The sequence below is a fragment of the Sphingomonas populi genome (assembly GCF_004208535.1).
GTDB lineage: Bacteria > Pseudomonadota > Alphaproteobacteria > Sphingomonadales > Sphingomonadaceae > Sphingomonas > Sphingomonas populi.
Window position 1 is genome coordinate 16,817 of the sequence record NZ_SGIS01000022.1, and the last position, 16,073, is coordinate 32,889.

General features: G+C 65.5%; 15 protein-coding genes and 1 tRNA gene. 9 read left to right on the plus strand and 7 right to left on the minus strand.

Annotated elements, in window-relative coordinates; translation table 11 throughout:
• The first annotated feature begins 19 nt into the window (after positions 1 to 19).
• The 5 genes from trbF to EWE75_RS14565 are packed head-to-tail and all read left to right on the plus strand — an operon-like array spanning position 20 to position 3,316.
• A complete protein-coding gene (gene trbF, locus EWE75_RS14545; RefSeq protein ID WP_130158737.1) occupies positions 20 to 820 on the plus strand; it encodes a conjugal transfer protein TrbF in 801 nt (266 codons plus the stop codon).
• Positions 817 to 1,656, plus strand: coding sequence for a P-type conjugative transfer protein TrbG (gene trbG, locus EWE75_RS14550; RefSeq protein WP_130158739.1), 840 nt, complete (start codon positions 817 to 819; stop codon positions 1,654 to 1,656). Before trbF ends, trbG begins: the two co-directional genes overlap by 4 nt.
• Positions 1,653 to 2,873 carry a TraB/TrbI/VirB10 family type IV secretion system protein gene (locus EWE75_RS14555; protein WP_130158741.1) on the plus strand — a complete coding sequence of 407 codons (1,221 nt, stop codon included), beginning with the start codon at positions 1,653 to 1,655 and terminating at the stop codon, positions 2,871 to 2,873. Before trbG ends, EWE75_RS14555 begins: the two co-directional genes overlap by 4 nt.
• A 9-nt stretch (positions 2,874 to 2,882) precedes the next feature.
• Positions 2,883 to 3,119, plus strand: a complete 237-nt coding sequence (locus tag EWE75_RS14560; protein ID WP_130158743.1) for a DUF2274 domain-containing protein — start codon at positions 2,883 to 2,885, stop codon at positions 3,117 to 3,119.
• A complete protein-coding gene (locus EWE75_RS14565) occupies positions 3,116 to 3,316 on the plus strand; it encodes a helix-turn-helix domain-containing protein (protein WP_130158745.1) in 201 nt (66 codons plus the stop codon). The genes EWE75_RS14560 and EWE75_RS14565 overlap by 4 nt, the downstream gene beginning before the upstream one ends.
• Here EWE75_RS14565 and EWE75_RS14570 read toward each other — a convergent pair.
• Complete coding sequence (locus EWE75_RS14570) at positions 3,291 to 4,571, minus strand: tyrosine-type recombinase/integrase (protein WP_130158747.1); 1,281 nt, start codon at positions 4,569 to 4,571, stop codon at positions 3,291 to 3,293. The two genes, EWE75_RS14565 and EWE75_RS14570, sit on opposite strands and share 26 nt — an antisense overlap.
• Before the next feature lie 184 nt (positions 4,572 to 4,755).
• Positions 4,756 to 4,846: transfer RNA gene (locus EWE75_RS14575), tRNA-Ser, on the minus strand.
• A gap of 100 nt (positions 4,847 to 4,946) precedes the next feature.
• On the opposite strand from EWE75_RS14575, the gene EWE75_RS14580 reads away from it, so the two are divergent.
• The 3 genes from EWE75_RS14580 to EWE75_RS14590 all read left to right on the plus strand — a co-directional run bounded on the left by EWE75_RS14580 (position 4,947) and on the right by EWE75_RS14590 (position 9,720).
• Positions 4,947 to 5,840 carry a peptidylprolyl isomerase gene (locus tag EWE75_RS14580; RefSeq protein WP_231708361.1) on the plus strand — a complete coding sequence of 298 codons (894 nt, stop codon included), beginning with the start codon at positions 4,947 to 4,949 and terminating at the stop codon, positions 5,838 to 5,840.
• Between the two features lie 82 nt (positions 5,841 to 5,922).
• The gene (locus EWE75_RS14585; protein ID WP_130158749.1) at positions 5,923 to 8,487 is read left to right on the plus strand and encodes a TonB-dependent receptor; all 2,565 of its coding nucleotides are present in this window, start codon (positions 5,923 to 5,925) and stop codon (positions 8,485 to 8,487) included.
• A gap of 51 nt (positions 8,488 to 8,538) precedes the next feature.
• Positions 8,539 to 9,720, plus strand: a complete 1,182-nt coding sequence (locus EWE75_RS14590) for a histidine-type phosphatase (RefSeq protein WP_165388393.1) — start codon at positions 8,539 to 8,541, stop codon at positions 9,718 to 9,720.
• Positions 9,721 to 9,722: 2 nt separating this feature from the next.
• Here EWE75_RS14590 and EWE75_RS14595 read toward each other — a convergent pair whose 3' ends face one another.
• Complete coding sequence (locus EWE75_RS14595; protein ID WP_130158753.1) at positions 9,723 to 11,000, minus strand: alkaline phosphatase family protein; 1,278 nt, start codon at positions 10,998 to 11,000, stop codon at positions 9,723 to 9,725.
• Between the two features lie 55 nt (positions 11,001 to 11,055).
• Positions 11,056 to 12,156, minus strand: coding sequence for a redox-regulated ATPase YchF (gene ychF, locus EWE75_RS14600; RefSeq protein WP_130158755.1), 1,101 nt, complete (start codon positions 12,154 to 12,156; stop codon positions 11,056 to 11,058).
• Positions 12,157 to 12,403: 247 nt separating this feature from the next.
• On the opposite strand from ychF, the gene EWE75_RS14605 reads away from it, so the two are divergent.
• Positions 12,404 to 13,024 (plus strand): superoxide dismutase, encoded by a 621-nt coding sequence (locus EWE75_RS14605; RefSeq protein WP_130158757.1) that lies wholly within the window; start codon positions 12,404 to 12,406, stop codon positions 13,022 to 13,024.
• 106 nt (positions 13,025 to 13,130) lie between these two features.
• Here EWE75_RS14605 and EWE75_RS14610 read toward each other — a convergent pair whose 3' ends face one another.
• From EWE75_RS14610 to mtaB, 3 genes are read right to left on the minus strand one after another with little or no spacing between them, the layout of a single operon-like run.
• A complete protein-coding gene (locus EWE75_RS14610) occupies positions 13,131 to 13,790 on the minus strand; it encodes an inner membrane-spanning protein YciB (protein WP_345789385.1) in 660 nt (219 codons plus the stop codon).
• On the minus strand, positions 13,783 to 14,721 hold the full coding sequence (gene ftsY / locus EWE75_RS14615) for a signal recognition particle-docking protein FtsY (RefSeq protein ID WP_130158759.1): 939 nt from the start codon (positions 14,719 to 14,721) through the stop codon (positions 13,783 to 13,785). The genes EWE75_RS14610 and ftsY overlap by 8 nt, the downstream gene beginning before the upstream one ends.
• Complete coding sequence (gene mtaB / locus EWE75_RS14620; protein ID WP_130158761.1) at positions 14,718 to 16,052, minus strand: tRNA (N(6)-L-threonylcarbamoyladenosine(37)-C(2))-methylthiotransferase MtaB; 1,335 nt, start codon at positions 16,050 to 16,052, stop codon at positions 14,718 to 14,720. The genes ftsY and mtaB overlap by 4 nt, the downstream gene beginning before the upstream one ends.
• Between the last annotated feature and the right edge of the window lie 21 nt (positions 16,053 to 16,073).

Genomic DNA, 16,073 nt, shown 5'->3' on the forward strand with positions numbered 1-16,073 from the left:
GTCATGATCTTCAAACCCCATGATCTTTAAGCGCGCGATCCAGCGCTACGCGCAGATGCCCGAGCCCGAGACGCCCTATCAACGCGCCGGCCAGGTCTGGGACGACCGCATCGGCTCGGCTCGCGTTCAAGCCCACAACTGGCGATTGATGGCGTTCGGCACGCTGTCGCTATCGACCGTCATGTCGGGGGCGCTCATCTGGCAGTCGCTACAGAGCCGGGTCACGCCCTATGTCGTCGAGGTTGATCGCCTCGGTGAGGCCCGGGCGGTGACCAAGGCCGAAGCGGGCTATCATCCGACCGATCCCCAGATCGCCTGGCATCTGGCGAAGTTCATCGAGAATGTCCGCGGGGTCTCGCTCGACCCGGTGTTGATGCGTCGCGACTGGCTGTCCGCCTATGACTTCACGACTACGCGGGGGAGCCAGTTCCTTGGCGACTATGCGCGGGCTGCGGACCCGTTCGCCAGGATCGGCGAGCGCACCGTGTCGGTCCAGGTGACCAGCGTCGTCCGGGCATCCGATCGCTCGTTCCAGGTCAAATGGACCGAGACGGCCTATGAGCGTGGCAGCGCGGCAGGTTCCTCTCACTGGACCGGCATCCTGACGATCCTGACGAAGCAGCCGGTGTCGGCCGACACGCTCCGCAGGAACCCGCTCGGCATCTACATCGATGCGATCGACTGGAGCCGCGAGATCGAGCCTGCGGCGTCGACCGCTCCCACGCGCACCACGCAGTCGCCCAGCAAGCTGCCGCTCGGCTCGCCGCTCGACCCGAACCTTGCCGCTCAACCGACCGTCAATCCGGAGACGCAGCCATGACCAGAACTCTCGCAACCGCCGCGCTGCTGACGCCTTGCCTGATCCTTGCTGCCCAACCCGCAGAGGCGACCACACACGAAACCACGCCGGTCGCCGCCAACCGCGCGGCGACGATCGAGCCCGTCGCGCAGGGCTTCATCAACGCCGTACAGGTCTATCCGTTCGCCGACGGCGCCATCTATCATGTCATCACCGCGATCGAGCGGGTGACCGACATCGCGCTGCAACCCGGCGAGACGCTGGTCGCCGTGGCCAGTGGCGACACGGTGCGCTGGGTGATCGGCGATACCACCAGCGGTTCCGGCGCGGATAAGCGGACGCATGTGCTGATCAAGCCGTTCAGCGCCGGTCTGTCCACCAATCTCGTTATCACCACCGATCGGCGCAGCTATCACGTCGCGCTTACAGCCACGGCGAAGACGGCGATGGCCGCGCTTTCCTGGACCTATCCCCAGGATGCGCTGATCGCCTTGAAGCGCGCCGCTGCGGCGACCGAGGCGGTGGCTCCGGTGGCGGCCGGGATTGAGGTCGAGCAGCTTCATTTCAACTATGCCGTATCGGGCGATCGACCGGTCTGGCGGCCGTTCCGCGCTTTCGACGATGGGCGCCAGACCTTCATCGAATTCCCGGCAACTCTGGCAGTTGGCGAGGCGCCGCCAATCTTCCTGGTGGACGGGAAGGGTGATACCCAACTCGTCAACTATCGCGTGAAGGGCCGCTTCTATGTCGTCGATCGCATCTTCGACGTCGCCGAACTTCGCCTCGGCACGAAGCACCAGCAGATCGTCCGCATCAACCGGGTGGCGGGCGGCGCGCCTACGCGGAGGGGATCATGACCGTCGAAGCGGCAGCCCCACCGCCACCCGAGCCCCCCGCCACACCCGCCAAGGTGGACCCGGAGACGCTCGCGCTTCGCGCCCAGCCGGCACGGGCGATCCGCTTCAAGCGCGGCGCCGTGGTGGCGATCGCGACGCTGGGCTCCGTTAGCCTGGTTGCGACGGCGTGGGTCGCGCTGCGGCCGTCCGCGCTGCACCTTGCTGGACAAGCCGACGATCAGACGGTCGCGGCGAAGGCACCGGCTGATACCTTGAGCAAGCTCCCGGGCAGCTATGGCGACGTACCCAAGCTCGGACCGCCGCTGCCGGGAGATCTCGGCCGGCCGATCCTCGATCATCAGCGAGCGATGGGCATTGCGCCGGCGGCCGGCGAAACAGCGCGCGCGGACCAGGCTGCCGCGACCGAACGCGATCGGCGGGCGGCGGAGCTGAAGGCAGCGCGTGAATCGGGCCTGTTGGTACAAAACGGCAGTCGCACCGATCCGACTCGCGCCGCAGATTCGACGCCATCCTCGCCACCGGTTGCAGCCATCGATGCGTCACGGATCGCGATCAATCCCGATCGTGATCCCAATGCCCAGCAGCGCAAGGCCGACTTCGTCGCAGCGCGCGACACCGGCGGCGATGTCAACGAGCATCGGCTAAGCCCGCCGGCGTCGCCGAACATGCTGTCCGCCGGAAGCGTCATCGCCGCCAGCCTGATCACCGGGCTCAGGTCGGACCTGCCTGGGCTCGTCACCGCCCAGGTGACCGAGCGCGTGTTCGACAGCGCGACGGGCAGCATTCTTCTCATTCCCCAAGGTGCGCGCCTGATCGGCAGCTACGACAGTGTCGTCGCCTTCGGGCAGAAGCGCGCACTGGTCGTGTGGCAGCGGATCATCTTGCCGGACGGAAGCTCGATCCGGCTCGACAATGTGCCGGCAACCGACTCGTCGGGCTATGCCGGGCTTGCCGATAAGGTGGATTTCCACACCTGGGCGCTGCTCAAGGGCGTCGCGATCTCGACTCTGCTTGGCGTGGGCGCGAACGTGACCTTCTCCGGCGAGAGCGATCTCGTCCAGGCGATCCGCGAATCCACGCAGCAGAATGTCTCGCGCGCTGGCGACCAGATCACGTCGCGCAATTTGCAAATACAGCCGACGATTACGATCCGGCCGGGCGCGCCGGTCCGCCTGATTGTGCATCGCGATCTCGTTCTGGCATCCTGGAAGGAATAGGAACTGAATATGCCCGATCTCAAGCTTGCCCGCCTCCCGGACAGAACGCCCATAAAATTGACCATCAGCATAGCGCCGGATCTGCAACGGGAGCTAACCGACTATGCCGCGATCTACCGGGAAACATATGGCGACGAACAGGCCGTCGCCGATCTGATCCCACACATGCTGGCCGCCTTCCTTGCGAGCGATCGCGGCTTCGCTAAGGCGCGAAGCGAAAAAGTGGCAGGCGGGCGAGCATCATGAAAAAGGATGACGCGCTCACGGAGTCGCACCGGCTAACGGTACGTATTCCAACGGCGATGGCCATGCTCGGTCTCGGAAGATCAAAGATCTACGACCTCATGGACAGTCGCGAAATTGAAACGGTGAAGGCGGGCAAGGCAAGGCTCATCGTCGTGCAGAGCCTGCACGATTTCATTGCCCGTCATCGGGAACGCTGACCGCGTTCCTTCCGGTCGAGATAGTGCGCGCTGCCGCGCGCCGCCGCCGCTGTGCTGGCCGCTTTGCAGTCAACTCAGCTCGGACCTCTCTGCTGGTGTTGTTTCCCGCGCTGTCACAATAATCGGCCCAGTCGTTCATCAGCTTCCGGCGTTTCAGGAAAAAGTCAGTCCGGCGATATGCGGCCTCGACCTTGTTTTCTAGCGTATGTGCCAACGCAGCCTCCGCTACTTCCCGCGGATAATCGGTTTCGTCGGCGACCCAATCGCGGAAAGTCGATCGGAAGCCGTGGACCGTCACTGGCAGTTCCATGCCACGCAGTATTTCGAGCAGCGTCATGTCAGACAGCGGCGCCCCGGAGATTTGTCCGGGGAAAACGAGATCGCACTCTTTGATCCGAATGCGCGCTGCCTGACGGAAAACGTCGGCAGCTTGCGGAGATAGGGGGATGCTATGTGCAACACCGGCCTTCATCCGCTCGGCGGGCACCGTCCAGACCGTGAAATCTTCGTTCAATTCGGGCCAGCGCGCACCGCGCACCTCGCCGGAGCGCGTCGCCGTCAGGATGGTCGCCTCAAGTGCAAGCCGACCAACGTTAAAGGGCTTTGATCGGAGTTGGGCAAGGAACTTGGGCAGGTCGGCGTGCGCCATCGCCGCGTGGTGTCCCGACTTGCGGGGTTGTCGAGGCAGACCCTTGGAGATCGAGCGCATGGGGGCTTCTGTCGATCGGAACCCCTTGGAGTATGACCAGTCCAACACCGTCCCGATCCGTTGCTTCAACCTTCGGGCGGTCTCGGGAATGTCGAGCCAGATTTCCGCGAGCACGTCACGGATGAGCGGTCCCTCGATTTGATCGACGCGCAGTTTGCCGAGCTTTGGGTAGGCATAATTCTTGAGAGTGGTCAGCCACTGATCGGTATGTTTGCCGTTCTTCCAGCCCTTGAGCAACTCGGCATGGACCAGCGCTGCGGCTTCCTCGAATGTCGGGACGACGACGACCTGCTTTTTGCGCTCCTCCAAGGGATCGATTCCTGCGCGGGCGAGCTTACGAAGATCGGCCGCTGCCGCGCGTGCAGCGCGCAGCGAAAAATCCTGGCAATCCCCAAGTCCGATGTCCCGACGACGTCCGTTGACCTGAACGCGCAATATCCAGCTTTTGCCGCCGCTCGGTCCGATCTTCAGAATCAGGCCGTCGCCATCCGAGTAGCGACCCGGCGTAGAAAGGTCTCGAACCTGGTCCTTGGTCAAATTTCCCATGACCAAGACATAGCATTTTCGGAGCCAGAACTGAAGCCGGTCGAGCTTTCCAGCCCCACACTCAGTCCCACACTCGGAATCAAATGACTGCGGATGGAGGAAAACAAGAACGGATAAATCTCTAGCATAATCAGAGGATTATGCGTCCTAAGCGGACGTTGGCACATGGTGGGAAACGGTAAAATGGCGGAGCGGGAGGGATTCGAACCCTCGATACGCTTTTGACGTATACTCACTTTCCAGGCGAGCGCCTTCGACCACTCGGCCACCGCTCCGCATTCCCTGGGATTGGTGGCCCCTATCGGGTCGGTGCGGGCAGCGCAAGCCATGCGTGAGGATTGCGTGGTGGTCGTGCCTCATGGCAGGATCGCGGCTATGCCGATGATCCTGCCCATGCTCCTCGCCCTCGCCGCCGCACCGCAGGGTGTCGAGCCGCCGCCGAAACCGACGGCCGCGAAGATCGCCGCGGCCGCACCCGCGTCGTCCTGGGCTACCATCGCGCCCGAGGATCTGCTGGTGATCGACTTCGCCGACGGGCAGCGCGGGGTGATCTGGCTCGCGTCCGCGCTCGCCCCGGTGCATGTCGCCAACATCCGCACGATCGCGCGCAGCGGCTGGTGGCGCGACGGCGCGATCTACCGCGTGCAGGACAATTACGTCACGCAATGGGGCGATCCGACCAACAAGAAGCCGCCTGCCGCCGGCATCGCGGTTCACCCGCCCGCCGAATATGAATGGCCGGCGTCGGCGCATCCGATCGTCGCCAATCCATATAAGGACGCTTATGCCGCCGTCACCGGCTTTACCGCCGATGGCTGGGCGGTGGCGGGTGACGGGCGCTCGCAATGGCTGCCGCATTGCTATGGCATGGTCGGGGTCGCGCGGGATCTCGCGCCCGATGTCGGGACCGGCGGCGATCTCTATACCGTGATCGGCCATGCGCCGCGCCATCTCGACCGCAACATCGCCGTGGTCGGGCGTGTGATCGACGGCATGGCGACGTTCTCGGCGCGCAAGCGGGGGACGGGCGGGGGGCTTGGGCTGTACGAAAACGCCCGCGACAATGTGCCGATCCGCCGGGTCGCGATTGCGAGCGACCTGCCTGCGGGCGAGCGGCTGTCCTACCAGTATCTCAAGCCCTCCGCGCCCGAGTTCGCGCGGACGCTGGAGGCGCGCGCCAATCGCGGATTGCCGTTCTTCACCGTGCCGGCCGGCAATGCCGACCTGTGCAATCTCGACGTGCCGGTGCGCAAGACGCCGGCCGGCTGACGCGAAACCGTAACCGTCGCGTCACGCGCAGGTCGTGAACTTTGCCTAGCGCCTCCCCGGAAGCACACCGGGGGGACTATCGATGAAGCCGATCCAGAGCGCGCTGCTGGCGCGTGTCGCCGCCTGCGCGATCGTCGCGGGCGCATTCGCGGCGCCAATGCTCGCGCACGCCGAAACCGCGCCGCCCGCGCCCGAGGCCGCCGCGACCGAGGACACCGCGCCGGACATCGTCGTCACCGGCGCACGCGAAGGCCAGCGCAAGGCGGTCGCCGAGAAGCGTAACGCCGACAATACCGTCGAGGCGCTCTATGCCAACGATGTCGGCAAGCTGCCCGACCAGAACGTCGCCGAGGCGCTGCGCCGCCTGCCGGGGCTCTCGGTCGCCAACGATCAGGGCGAGGGCCGCTATGTCATCATCCGCGGCATCGACCCCAATCTCGTCAACGTCTCGCTCAACGGCCAGACGTTGCCCGCGCCAGAGCCGGCCGGTCGCCAGGTCAAGCTCGACGATCTGCCCTCGGCGATGATCCAATCGGTCGTCGTCTCCAAGTCGCTGCTGCCGAGCCAGGACGCCAATGCGATCGGCGGCGAAGTCGCGATCCGCACGCTGACCGCTTATGATCGCAGCGAGCGCTTCTTCCTTGGCGCGCGCGGCTCGGCGGGCTGGAGCAAGCTCAACGGCAAGACGCCGTGGGAAGTCGACGGGCAGGTCGGCGGCCGCTTCGGCACCAACGAGGAATTCGGCGCGGTCGTCTCCGCCAATTACTCGCGCCGGCCGATCGAATCGGAGAATTTTCAGGGGTCCGAAGCGTGGAGCACCGGCATCCCCGACCAGAATGGCCTGCGCGATTACAACCTTGTCCGCACCCGGCTTGGTGTGGTCGGCAATTTCGATTACCGCCCGTCCGACGACGTGAAGCTGTACATCCGGTCGAGTTACTCGAAATTCACCGACCATGAGACGCGCGACCAGAACCGCATCGGCAGCGAAACCGGCATCACTCCGGCCAGTGCCACCAGTGGCGTGTTCAAGGCGACCGGCACGATTCTGGTGCGGCGCCGCGAGGAGGACGACAACACCAAGTCGGTGACGCTGGGCGGCGAGTTCAACGTCGGTGGCGGCAAGCTGGAGGCGTCGGGCGGCTATACCAAGGCGGTCAAGGATGATCCGATCCGCAGCGAATTCACCTTCGCGACCGCGAAGAGCGGGCTGACGGTCGATTACGACCTGTCGACCGATCCCTACAGCTTCACCCCGCGCACGCCCGGCTTTACCGATCCGAGCAAGTTCACGCTCACCAAATTCAATCTCGATCGGCGCCAGGCCTATGAGGAAATCTGGCAAGCGCGAGTCGACTACACCCTGCCGATCACGCTCGGCGATGACAGCAGTATCAAGATCGGCGGCAAGTATCTCGATCGCCGCAAGTTCAACAATCAGGATAAAACCAATTACAAGGCCGGTGGCACCGCGCTGGCGCTCGCCAATTTGGGGTATGTCGGCGATACCGGCTTTTACAACGGCATGTACAGCTTCGGTCAGCGTATCGACTATTTCAAGGCGCGTGCTTATGTCGAGGCGAACCCGGCCACCCTCAAGCTTGATCCCACCGCCACGCTCGCCGATTCGCTGTCGAGCGACTATGACGTGAGCGAAAGCATCGTCGCGGGCTATGCGATGGCGACGCTCAAATTCGGGCCGCTCACGCTGATCCCCGGCGTGCGTGTCGAGCATACCGAGGACAAGACCAAGGCAACGGTGGTCAATGGCGCTTCGAAGCTGACCGACGGCTACAACAGCTTCGGCAAGAAGAGCTATACCGACGTGTTTCCCGGCCTGAATGCGAAATGGGATATCGCGCAGGATGTGCTGATGCGCGCTGCGGTGACGACCGCGATTGGACGGCCGAACTATCCCAATCTCGCGCCGTCCATCGTCGTCACCGATGATGCCGTGACGGGCGTCTCGCTCGGCAATCCTGATCTCAAACCGTACAAATCGGTCAATCTCGATAGCTCGCTCGAATATTACCCGGCCAAGGACAGCGTGTTCGCGATCGGCCTGTTCTACAAGCGTATCGACAACCCGATCTACACGAGCAGCGCGCGGCTCACCAACGTCACCTATGCGGGCGTGACCTACCCCGTCGCGCAGGTATCGCAGCCGATCAACGCCGATAACGAAGTCGTGTACGGTATCGAACTGAACGCGCAGACGCAGTTCACCTGGCTGCCGGGGGTCTGGGGTGGTTTCGGCGTGTCGGCCAACTACACGCATGTCGAGGGCCACGCGACCGCGCCGGGCATTCGCGCGGGCGACATTCCGCTTGGCTTTCAGTCGCACGACATCGGCACCGCGCAGCTCTTCTATGAGAACTACGGCTTCGCGGCGCGGGTGGCCTACAGCTACCGCTCGAAATATCTCGACCTGCTTGGTGCCAGCGCGGCGACCGACGAATATACCGACAACAACGGCCAGCTCGACGTGCATGCCAGCTACCAGATCACGCCGATGGTGACGATCTTCGCCGACGGCACCAACCTGACCGACGCGCCGTGGCGGCGCTTCATCGGCACCAAGGCCAATCTGGTCGAACGCGAGCGCTATGATTATTCGCTGCGGGGTGGCGTGCAACTGCACTTTTAGCGGATGCACCCAACCCTACGGGCGAACGAGGAATATGGAAGAGGTACGTCGATGCGCCGTTCAACCCTGACTCTTGCTCTCGCGCTGGCCGGGTTGGGCAGCAGTGCCGCACCCGCCAAAACCCCTGCGTTCAAGCTCGATCGCGTCGTGCTGATGATGCGCCACGGCGTCCGCCCGCCGACCAAGGCGCCGGCGCTGCCGGCCAGCGTCACGCCCGAACGGTGGCCGGACTGGGCGGTGCCGCCGGGGTGGCTGACCGCGCATGGCACGGTCGCGGTGACGGCGCTCGGCACCGCTGATCGGGCCGGGTTCGTGAGGGCAGGGCTGTTGCCGGCGAGCGGCTGCCCGGCGGCGGGATCGGTAGCGATCATCGCGGATAGCGACCAGCGCACTATCGCCACCGCCGGCGCGTGGGCGGCAGGGTTCGCGCCCGGCTGCTCGCTGCCGAGCATGCACAAGCCGCAGGATGTCGATGATCCGATGTTCTCTCCGCTCGGCAATGGTGTGATGCTCGATCCGGCGGCGGTGAACGCGGCGGTGAAGGCTGCGGTCGGGCCGGGCGGGGTGGGGGCGCTCGACGCGCGCTACGTGCCGTTGCTGCGCAAGCTCGACACGATCCTCTGCGCGGGAAAGGCCGCGTGCGGGGTGATGCAAGCGCCGACCGGCCTCACCGATGCGACCGCGACCAGTCGCCCCAAGCTGCGCGGCGCGCTCGACCTCGCCTCGACCGCCGCGCAAGTGCTGTTGCTCGAATATGCCGATGGCAAGCCGATGGCCGATGTCGGCTTCGGCCGCGCCACCGCCGCCGACGTGACCGCACTGTCCGAATTCCACGCGCTCGAATTTCGCCTGCTGGCGCGACCGCTGCCGGTCGCGCGCGCCAACCTGTCGCTGATACTTCCGACGATCGCGGCGGCGCTGACCGATCCCAAGGCGGCGCGGATCACGGTGTTTTCCGCGCATGATACGCAGGTCGCCAATCTCGGCGGGCTGCTCGGTGTGCATTGGCATGTGCCCGGCTATGCCGAGGACGATCCAGCTCCCGGCGGCGCTATCGTGATCGAACAGGTGCGCGATGCGGCCGGGAAGGCGTTCGTGCGCGTCAAATACCGCGCTCAGCCGCTCGCCGCCTTGCGGGCCGGCGGTGGTGCGCCGTTCGAACAGGTGCTGAGCGTGCCCGGTTGCGGCACATTATGCCCGGCCGATCGCTTCGTCGCGATCCTGCGGCAGTAAGTTTATCGTTTGAGCGCAGCCCGGAACGGCGCATCGTCGCCGTCCACGCCCTTCGCCGGCGGCAGGGCGAGCAGGTCGCGCAGCAACGGATAGACATCGACATTGTCGAAAGAGGGCAGCGTGCCAAGCGGCTTGATCGCCGGGCCGTTCGCCACGAACAGCGCGAGCATTTCGGGTGCCATATTGTCATAGCCGTGATTGCCGCCGGTGCGCGGCTTGTCGGGCGTGGTCTTGGCGGTTTCCCAGCCCGGTTCGGCGAGGCAGAAATAGGGCTGGACGCGCGGGTTCGTGCCATAGTGGAAGCGCGCGGGGATATCGCTCTTGCGCCAGCATTGCAGATGGTCGTGGCGCGCGAACAGCGCCTTTTCCAGCGCCGCCGCATGCCCCGGCACCGCCGACAGCGCGGCGAACGGCCCCGTTTCGACGATGCGATAGTCGGCGGGGTTGGCGATTGTGTCGATCGCGATCGTGCGCGCGCTGCTGGTCGCGGCCATGCCATGATCGGCGACGATGACGAGATTGGCGGGCTGGTCCAATTCGCGCAGACCCGCGACGAGTTCGCCGATCAGCGCATCGGCAGCGCCGGCGGCGGCGGTGGTGCGGGCGTCGTCGGGACCGAAATCGTGCCCGGCGCCATCGACCGTATCGAAATACAGGGCCACGAAGCGCGGGCGGATCGCCGTCGGGCGGCGCATCCAGTCGAGCACACCGTTGACGCGCTGTTCGCCGGTCACTGCCTGGTTGAACTGCATCCAGTCCTCGGGCCGGGTGCCGCCGGTGGTGGCGCCGTGGCTGTTGGGCTTGAGCGCACCGCCCCAGGCGACATTCGAGCCGGGCCAGAACATCGCGCCGGTGCGGATGCCGGACTCCTCCGCATCGACCCACAAGGGCTTGGCCTCGCTCCACCAGAACGGATCGTCGGTCGCCATCGTGAAGGTTTCGCCGGGGCGACGCGCGTCCTCCATGGTGTTCGAGACGATGCCGTTGCGATCGGGCCGCTCGCCGGTGACGATCGTCCAGTGGTTGGGAAAGGTCTTCGACGGGAACGATGGGTGCATCGCCGCGCTGATCCCCGTCGCCGCCAGCGCCGACAAATTGGGCGTCACGCCGCGCTGGAGATAATCCGCGCGGAACCCGTCGATCGAGATCAGGATCGTGACCGGCGTCCGCGCCTGGGTGGCGGACGCGACGGGCGGGGCGGGGGCCACCGCCGGCGGGGTGACGCAGGCCTGAAGGCCGGCGCAGAGCCCGGCGACGATGATCTTGCTATACCAACGCATGGCCCGCCCCCTGCGCCGGCTCCGCTACATCTTCAAGACAGTGTGGCGCGGAAACTCAGACGTTGAAGCGGAACAGCATCACGTCGCCGTCCTGCACGACATATTCCTTGCCCTCCTGCCGCAGCTTGCCCGCGTCGCGCGCGCCGGCTTCGCCCTTGAACGCGACGTAATCGGCGAAGGCGATCGTCTCGGCGCGGATGAAGCCGCGTTCGAAATCGGTGTGGATCTCGCCTGCCGCTTGCGGGGCCTTGGCGCCGACATGCACCGTCCAGGCGCGCGCTTCCTTGGGGCCGACGGTGAAGAAGGTCAGCAGCTTGAGCAATTTATAGCCGGCGGTGATGACGCGGGCGAGGCCGGTCTCCTCAAGGCCAAGTTCGCCGAGGAATTCGCCGCGCTCGTCGGCGGGCATCGTCGCGATCTCGGCCTCGATCGCGGCAGAGACGACCACCGCTTCGGCGCCTTCGGCCTTGGCCTTTTCGAACACGCGCGCCGACAGCGCATTGCCGTTCGCGGCATCGCCCTCATCGACGTTGCAGACGTAGAGCACCGGCTTGGAGGTGAGCAATTGCGCCTGCGCGAACACGCGCGCCTCTTCCTCGTCCTTGGGCACGGTCAGCCGCGCGGGTTTGCCTTCGCGTAGCAGGTCGAGCGCTTGCCCCAACACCGCCACGCCGATCTTGGCTTCCTTGTCGCCCTGCGCCGCCTTCTTGGCGAGGTTCGGCACGCGCTTTTCGAGGCTTTCGAGATCGGACAGCATCAATTCGGTCTCGACCGTCTCGGCATCGGCGATCGGATCGACCTTGCCCTCGACGTGAGTCACGTCGCCATCCTCGAAGCAGCGCAACACATGGACGATCGCATCGACCTCACGGATGTTGCCGAGGAACTGGTTGCCGAGACCCTCGCCCTTCGACGCGCCACGCACCAGCCCGGCGATATCGACGAAGGCGAGCTGCGTTTCGACGATCTTGGCCGATCCGGCGACCGCCGCGAGCTGGTCGAGCCGCGCATCGGGCACCGCGACGTTGCCGACGTTCGGCTCGATCGTGCAGAACGGGTAATTCGCCGCCTGCGCCGCCGCCGTCTGCGTCAGCGCGTTGAACAGGGTGGATTTGCCGACATTGGGCAGGCCCACGATACCACAGCGGAAACCCATATTCTCGTCCTTGAATGCTGGTGCGCCGCAACGGGCGCGAGATGGTGCCGCCGATAGCGAGTGCCGCGTCGGAATGCCAGACGGCGGCGGCGGGATCGTTCCGAGGATATTTTTGAAAACGATTCGCAGTAACGACTTGCGATTCATTCTCAATTCCGAATCGGTTGCGTAATAATCCATGCGGACCCATTTCCGCCGCACAGGCGTTTGCGCCGTGATCCTGAACGTCTCATAAGGAGGATATCCCATGGCTTTCGAACTTCCCCCGCTGCCTTTCCCCAAAGACGCGCTCGCCCCGACGATGTCCGCCGAGACGTTCGACTTCCACCACGGCAAGCATCACAAGGCCTATGTCGACAAGACCAACGGCTTCGTCACGGAGAAGGGCCTTGAGGGCAAATCGCTCGTCGAGGTCATCCGCCACGCCAAGGAAACCGGCGACAAGGGCCTGTTCAACAATTCCGCGCAGATCTGGAACCACACCTTCTTCTGGAACTCGCTGACCCCGAACTATGCCGCGCCGACCGGCAAGCTCGCCGAGATGATCGAGGAGACTTTCGGTTCGACGGAGGCGCTGGTGAAGGCGTTGGTCGCGGAATCGACCAACCATTTCGCGAGCGGCTGGGGCTGGCTGGTGCTTGAGGACGGCAAGCTCAAGGTGACGTCGCTGCACGACGCCGACACGCCCGTCGTGTATGATTACAAGCCGCTGCTGACGATCGACGTCTGGGAGCATGCTTACTACATCGATTATCGCAACGCGCGCCCGGGCTATCTCGAAGCGCTGACGGGGAAGATCCTGAACTGGGAGTTCGCCGCGCAGAACCTCGACGGCGAGGGCGTGAGCCGCGCGGATCAACAGGGCTGATCCAGCCGCTGACGGTTACCGAAAGGGCCGGGGACCGCAGGGTCTCCGGCCCTTTTTGATGCCCCTCGTCGCCCCGGCGCAGGCCGGGGTGACGATATATTTCGGATCAGCCCTCTGGCGGCACGATCGGCGGCTTGTCGTCGCCCAGCGTCAGGCCGTGCTTCATCAGCATCGGCACGTTGGCCATCGCGAAGACGAGCGTGATGATGACGCAGCCGGGCATCTTGTACCATAACCACGCGTTCCAGCCGGCGTCCTTACCCCACAGCATCGCAGTGCCGCGCCAGACGGCTTCGTTGCCGATCGCCATCAGGATGAAGAAAATCGCCCAGTTGCGGGTAAGCTTGCGCCAGCCTTCGGCGTCGAGACCCGGATAGGCGGTTTCGAGCAATTGCTGGAGCAAGGGCCGGCCGGTCAGCCAGCCGAACAGCAGCAGGCCCCCGAACAGCGCATAGACGAAGGTTGGCTTCATCTGGATGAATTGCTGATCGTGGAAATAGATGGTCAGCCCGCCGAACACGAGCACCAGCGCGCCGGTGATCCACAGCATCGGCGAGATCGAGCCGAGCTTGAGCTGAGAGAAAAGCAAGGCCGCCACCTCGGCGATCATGAAGGCGATCGTCGCGGCGACCGCCTTGGCGACGGTCGGGCCGGGGGCGAGGTAATTGACCGCGAAGAATACCACGAGCGGGCCGTAATCGACCGCCATGCGCAGCAGCGGCGCGTTGACGGGTTTGGGGACGGGCTTCTTGCTGATCTCAACCACGACGCACTCCATCCACACCGGCGATGATCCGCGAGACTTCGTTGGCGTTGAACGGGCGGAGATCGCCCATGCCTTCGCCGACGCCGATCGCGTGGATCGGCAGGCCGTATTTCTCCGCCGCCGCGACGAGGATGCCGCCGCGCGCGGAACCGTCGAGCTTGGTCATGACGAGGCCGGTAACGCCCGCCATTTCCTTGAACACTTCGATCTGGTTGAGCGCGTTCTGGCCGGTGGTCGCGTCGAGCACCAGCACCACGTCATGCGGGGCGGCGGGGTTGAGCCGGCCGAGCACGCGGCGGATCTTCGAGAGTTCGTCCATCAACTCGCGCTTGTTCTGGAGGCGGCCGGCGGTGTCGACGATCAACACGTCGGTGCCGATCGCGGTCGCCTGCTTGACCGCCTCGTAAACGATGCCGGCGGCGTCGCCGCCTTCCTTGCCGCTGATGATCGGCACGCCGGCGCGTTCCGCCCAGGTGGCGAGCTGGCCGATCGCGGCGGCGCGGAAGGTGTCGCCGGCGGCGAGCATCACCGCGTAATCCTGCTCTTTCAGCCAGTGCGCGAGCTTGGCGATGGTGGTGGTCTTGCCCGAACCGTTTACGCCGATGACGAGGATCACCTGCGGGCGGGGGAACGCCTCGATTTCCAGCGGCTTGGCGACTGTCTCCAGCACCTTCTCGATTTCTTCGGCGACGGTGAGGCGGATGCCGAGATCCTCCATGTCGCGCTCGAACATGCCGGCGGCGAGCCGGTCGCGGATGCGGTGCGCGGTCTGCGGGCCGAGATCGGATGCGATCAGCGCTTCCTCGATATCGTCGAGCGTGGCGTCGTCGAGCGGCGCGGTGCCGAGCCCGACGAGGTTGCCGATCAGCCGATCGGAGGTGCGCTTGAAGCCGCCGAGCAGGCGCTCGTGCCAGCCGGGTGTGGTGCTCATGCGATTGCCTTTTGTAGCGATGGGGCTTGGAGGGTGAGGCCGTCGGTGGCGGTGATGGTGAGGCGCGCGACCTGTCCGACCCACTCCGTTCGTGCTGAGCCTGTCGAAGCACCTGCGCCCGGAACACGCCCTTCGACAGGCTCAGGGCGAACGGAGGGTAGCGGGGCGGGGAAGCGGACTTCGGCGAAGTTGCCGGCGTGGCCGCGATCGCCGGGTCGCTCGACCAGCACGTCCTGTTCGGTGCCGACGAGGGTGTTTAGCCACGCCGCCTTGCGCGCCGCCGCTGCCGCGCGGAGTTCCGCCGCGCGCGCCTTGCGTACGTCCGGCGCGACTTGCGGCATCCGCGCGGCGGGGGTGCCTTCGCGCGGCGAGTATGGGAAGATATGCGCGTGGACGATGTCGCAATCGTCGATCAGCGCACGGGTGTTGGCGAACATCGCGGCGTCCTCGGTCGGGAAGCCGGCGATGAGGTCGGCACCGATCGCGATGTCGGGGCGGGCCGCTTTCAGGCGCGCGACCAAAGCGACCGCCTGAGCGCGGCTGTGGCGGCGCTTCATGCGCTTGAGGATCATGTCGTCGCCGGCCTGGAAGGAGAGGTGGACGTGCGGCATGATGCGCGGATGCCGCGCGATCAGGTCGAACAGCCGGTCGTCGATCTCAACCGAATCCAGCGAGGACAGCCGCAGCCGTTCCAGCTTGGGGACGTGGGTGAGGATACGTTCGACCAGCATGCCGAGCGTCGGCGCGCCGGGCAGATCGGGGCCGTAGCTGGTGAGATCGACCCCGGTCAGCACCACTTCACGGTAGCCGGCATCGACCAGCGCCGCGATCCGGTCGATCACCCCGCCCGCCGGCACCGAACGGCTGTTGCCGCGCCCATAGGGGATCGCGCAGAAGGTGCAGCGATGGTCGCAGCCGTTCTGGACCTCGACGAACGCGCGCGCGTGCGCGGCGAAGGCGCTTGCCAGATGCGGGGCGGTGTCGCGCACCTGCATGATGTCGCCGACCACGACCGGGGCCGATGCTTTCCAGGCGTGCGACGAAAGCTTTTCGGCATTGCCGATCACGCGATCGACCTCGGGCATCGCCGCGAAGCTGGCCGGATCGATCTGCGCGGCGCAGCCGGTGACGACGATCTCCGCCGTCGGGCGCTCGCGCCGCGCGCGGCGGATCGCGGCGCGCGTCTCGGCGACGGCGCTGTTGGTGACGGCGCAACTGTTGACGACGACCGTGTCGCGCGCGCGTTCGGTTCCTGCGAGCAACGCGCGGATCGTCTCGCTCTCGGCGATGTTGAGCCGGCAGCCCAGGCTGACGATATGGGGGTCAGCCACGACAGGGGCCGGCGCGGTCGA